The organism is Salinivibrio sp. MA427, from assembly GCF_001996115.1.
Taxonomy (GTDB): Bacteria; Pseudomonadota; Gammaproteobacteria; order Enterobacterales; family Vibrionaceae; genus Salinivibrio; species Salinivibrio costicola.
On record NZ_MUFH01000226.1, the window covers coordinates 1 to 4,372 of the forward strand.

Annotated in this window: 3 protein-coding genes and 1 pseudogene; all 4 read right to left on the reverse strand. The window is 47.6% G+C overall.

The features are described 5' to 3' along the window. Positions 1–1,814, reverse strand: a 1,814-nt coding sequence (phaC, locus tag BZG79_RS12230) for a class I poly(R)-hydroxyalkanoic acid synthase (protein ID WP_108743289.1), incomplete at its 3' end; no start/stop codon positions are given. Positions 1,815–1,893: 79 nt separating this feature from the next. Next, positions 1,894–2,241, reverse strand: coding sequence for a phasin family protein (locus BZG79_RS12235; protein WP_021022030.1), 348 nt, complete (start codon positions 2,239–2,241; stop codon positions 1,894–1,896). A gap of 57 nt (positions 2,242–2,298) precedes the next feature. After that, a pseudogene (locus tag BZG79_RS12240) lies at positions 2,299–3,301 on the reverse strand (acetyl-CoA C-acyltransferase). Positions 3,302–3,316: 15 nt separating this feature from the next. Continuing rightward, positions 3,317–4,057 (reverse strand): SDR family oxidoreductase, encoded by a 741-nt coding sequence (locus BZG79_RS12245; protein ID WP_077774508.1) that lies wholly within the window; start codon positions 4,055–4,057, stop codon positions 3,317–3,319. Between the last annotated feature and the right edge of the window lie 315 nt (positions 4,058–4,372).

The window sequence follows — 4,372 nt, forward strand, 5'->3', positions numbered from 1 at the left end:
TCTTTTACCGGTTCAGATTCGGCTGATTTCGGCTCAACGTCCGATTTAACCGGCAGTACCTGGCGTACATATTCACCTGGTGCAGCATAAAGTACAGGGTAGCTGTCTGATCCTGTTGGGTAGGGCTCAACTTGTTCGTCGGGACTATAACTTCGTAACCATTTTTCCCAATGTGTCCACCATGATCCAGTCTGGTGAGACGCGCCTTCCAGCCACTCCTCTGCCGTCTCTGCGAGGTGGTCATTGGTCCAAAAGCCGTATTTTTTCTTCACTGGGTGATTAACAATCCCTGCAATATGGCCGGACTCACCTAATACGAAGGTTTTATTGCCACCGACATTGAGCGCACCACGGTACGTGCCTTGCCACAGAGCAATATGGTCTTCTTTAGTGGAAATAAAATAACTGGGAACTTTGATTTTATTGAGATCAATCCATACACCACCGACTTTAACGCCCTTATCTTGCACCAGCTTATTTTCGAGGTATAAATCGCGCAGGATAAAATTATGGGTTTTAGCTGCCACGTTGGTACTGTCACTGTTCCAATACAGCAAATCAAAATCGACTGGGCTATTCCCTTTCAGATAGTTCTCGATGTAGTAGTTCCAATAAAGACTATTTTCCCGCAACAAGCTAAAGGTCACACTCAGCGATCGCCCATCCATATAACCGCGAGCAGTATTCTGCGCTTCTATGGCTCGGATGAGACTATCATTGATGTAAGCGCCAATTTCACCAGGCTGTGAGAAATCGAGTAAGGTAGTAAAGAAACTTGCCGACTTAATACGCGCTTTCATGCGTTTGGCAGAGTAGTAGGCAATGGTGCACGCTAATACGGTTCCGCCAATACAATAGCCGACACCATTAATCTGTGATTGGCCGGTGATGTCTTCAATCGCACTGACAGCTTTTACTGTCCCTTGCGTGACATAGTCTTCAAAGCCAATATCAGCTTGCTCAGCAGATGGATTGCGCCATGACATCAAGAAGACGGTGTGTCCCTGTTCTACTAACCAACGAACCAGTGAGTTTTTCTCGCGCAAATCGAGAATGTAATATTTATTGATAAAAGGCGGCACCACTAACACAGGGGTGGCATGGACGTTTTCGGTGACTGGGCGGTATTGAATAAGCTCAAACAGGTCATTTTTATACACCACGTCTCCTGGGGTGTTAGCAACGTCATCGCCAACGCGGAAAGCGTTATTATTGGTCATGCGTACTTTTAGGATGTCGGCGCTTGACTCCATGTCTTGCTTTAACTGCTCCATGCCACGCAGCAAGTTCTCACCTTTTGATTCCAGCGTCATTTTTAACAACTCTGGGTTGGTCGCGATGTAGTTGCTGGGGGCCATGGCATTAATGGCTTGGCGAGAGAAAAAAGAGAGACGCTCACGGGTTTTATCATCGAGTCCTTCGATGGCCTCAATGGTTTCCATGTAGGTACGTCCAAATAACAGATACGATTGCTTGATAAAGTTATAGAGGACATCTTCTTGCCACGCCTTGTCCTTGAAACGTTTATCGTCGCTACCTTCGCTGATCACTTCGTCCGTGTTATCACGGGCGAGCATGGCGTTCTGCCAGATTTGCATTTGTTGTTCCCACCACTGCATCTGTACTTGTAGAAGTGCAGCGGGTTGTTGAGCCGCGCCTTCCAGCAATTGAGCAGTGTCTTGCAGGCTGACTTCCTGCATGGCTTGATTAAACGGTGTGTCTACGGCTGCCTTGCCCTGCTCAAGATCCTGCCACCATTGCTGGTTTTGTTCTTGCAGCCTGGCAAGGTAGTCCGAAAAGAAGTGATGAAACATAATGTTGCCCTCTTGATCGGAAAAGCACTATAAATGCCTGCTACGGTGAGTAGCAGGCGATAGTGCAGTAACCCTGCCTTTATGCTGGGGTGCCGGCTTTCATGTTTTCAGCCGTGATTTTGTCGATATCTTCTTTGAACTCTTTAGCGATGTTTTGCAGTTTGGTGCTGTCATCCATCATTTGCTGAGACAGTTTGGTCAATGCTGCCAGTTGCTGGCTGCTAAATGATGTCATGCTGGTGACATCTTTGACTTCGCTGGCTGCTTTCATCTGCTCAAGACCGAGCGAGCTGTATGTGCGCATCGCATTCATTTGCAGTTCGGTGAGTGTTTCGACGTTTTTGGCTACCAGCTTGTTAAAATTAACGTAGGGAGCCAGGGCTTTTTCAGATTGCTCAGAAAACGCTTTAAACATATCTGTGTACATGGTGTATCTCCTGATAGTGTTGTTCTGGGGATTTACCCCAAGGTCGCAAGTGTCCGTTTATGCTTGTGTACGCTTAATTACTAAAGCCGTACCCATACCGCCGCCAATACACAAAGAAGCAACGCCATAGGTTTCGCCTCTTCGCGCAAGCTCGTGTAGCAAGGTCACAACAATTCGGTTGCCGGATGCACCAAGCGGGTGGCCAAGTGCAATTGCTCCGCCATTGACGTTAGCACGTGCCAAGATGGCATCGGGCGTCGTCTTGTGGTGCTCTGCTAGTTGGTGAACCACCCCGAGTGCTTGCGCAGCAAATGCCTCGTTGAGTTCAAACAAATCAATGTTATCGAGAGTGAGATTGGCTTTATCGAGTGCGGTGTTCACCGCACCTACTGGGCCTAACCCCATGACGCTAGGATCAACCCCGTGCTGTGAATAGGCACTTACTTCTGCTAATGGGGTGAGCCCATGTTTATTGACTGCCGATTCGGAGGCTAAGATCACCGCACTGGCACCATCGTTGATGCCTGATGCATTCCCCGCGGTCACCGAGCCTTCTTTATCAAAGGCGGGACGTAATTTTCCCAGCCCCTCAAGGGTTACGTCTTCTTTAGGATACTCATCGGTGTCAAAGGTAATGGTCTGCTTACGCTGCTTAATCTCAATGGGAGTGATCTCGCTTTTAAAGCGACCGGCTTCTATCGCTGCAACCGCTTTTTGCTGGCTGTGTAGGGCAAACTGATCTTGTTGCTCGCGAGTGATATCCATTTTTTTAGCAACGTTTTCTGCTCCCACTGCCGCAGACCATATTGATAGAGTATGCGGGAACATGAGTAGGGATATCGGCATAGATAGCTGCTTGACGACCTATTCCCATTCCTTGTCCGGCGCTGACTACATTGCCAACAATCACTTCGTCGATAGCCTCACCAGTTAATCGACCTTCAGCTAATGCGCCTTTGATAGCATAGGCAGCCAATTGGCCGGTAGGGATATCTTTGAGCGTGCCTGAAAAAGCACCGATGGCGGTGCGTTTTGCCGCCACAATAAAAATGCGTTCCATCAATCTATCCTTGATTTATTGCATGTACAGGCCGCCGTTGACCGACAGCGTTTCACCCGTAATGTATGCGCCTGCCTCGCTTGCGAGGTAAGCCACGGAAGCCGCAATTTCTTCTGGCTTTGCCAAGCGTTTCATCGGGATTTGATTGGTAATCGACTCAAGTACGTCTTCGCGCATGGCCGTTACCRTGGGCGTCGCGGTATACCCTGGCGCAACCACATTCACGGTGACGCCTGCGCGGGCTCCTTCGGCAGCTAACGATTTGCTAAAGCCCATCATCCCTGCTTTCGCTGCGGCATAATTTGCTTGGCCAAACTGGCCTTTTTGACCATTTACAGACGAGATATTAATGATACGTCCACCTCCCTTTTCGCACATGGCAGCGAACAAAGGTTGAGTGACGTTAAAGAGGCTATTGAGGTTGGTGTTGATGACGTCGTGCCATTTATCGGCATCCATCTTTTTGAATACACTGTCACGCGTGATCCCGGCGTTATTTACCAAGATATCGATTGTGCCTTCTTCTTCAAGCAGTTTAGCAAGACGTGTAGCGCATTGTTCTGTATCGGTAACATCAAGTTCGAATAGGCGCACTTGATCTTGTTTGAACCCTTTTTCTTCAAACCAGTCTTGTGCGCACTGACCACCGCCCGTGAAGTGTGTTGCAATGACGCGATAATTATCATCAACTAACTTTTCGGTGATCGCTGATCCAATGCCGCCTTTTGCGCCAGTTACTAATGCCAGTTTCTTCATCTATGACTCCATTCACTACAACAAGCAAATATAACGAGATGCCTGAAGCCGCATCTGGAACCACTTTAAACCAGAATTACAGTCATCCTTTCTTGTCTCATAACGGCAGCAAGAGTTATGCCAATAGTTAATAATCATGCTGCCGATATTATTAGGCAGTCTAACTTGTTGGTGTGACCCTTTTATGACTGCCTGCTTCTAAGCTAACGAATCTAGCCAAATACGCAAAGTATAAAAGCCTCGGATTACACATTCGCGATCTCGGTCAATTTTGATAGGTAATAATGCAATAATTTGTTAATAAGTTGTTATTTT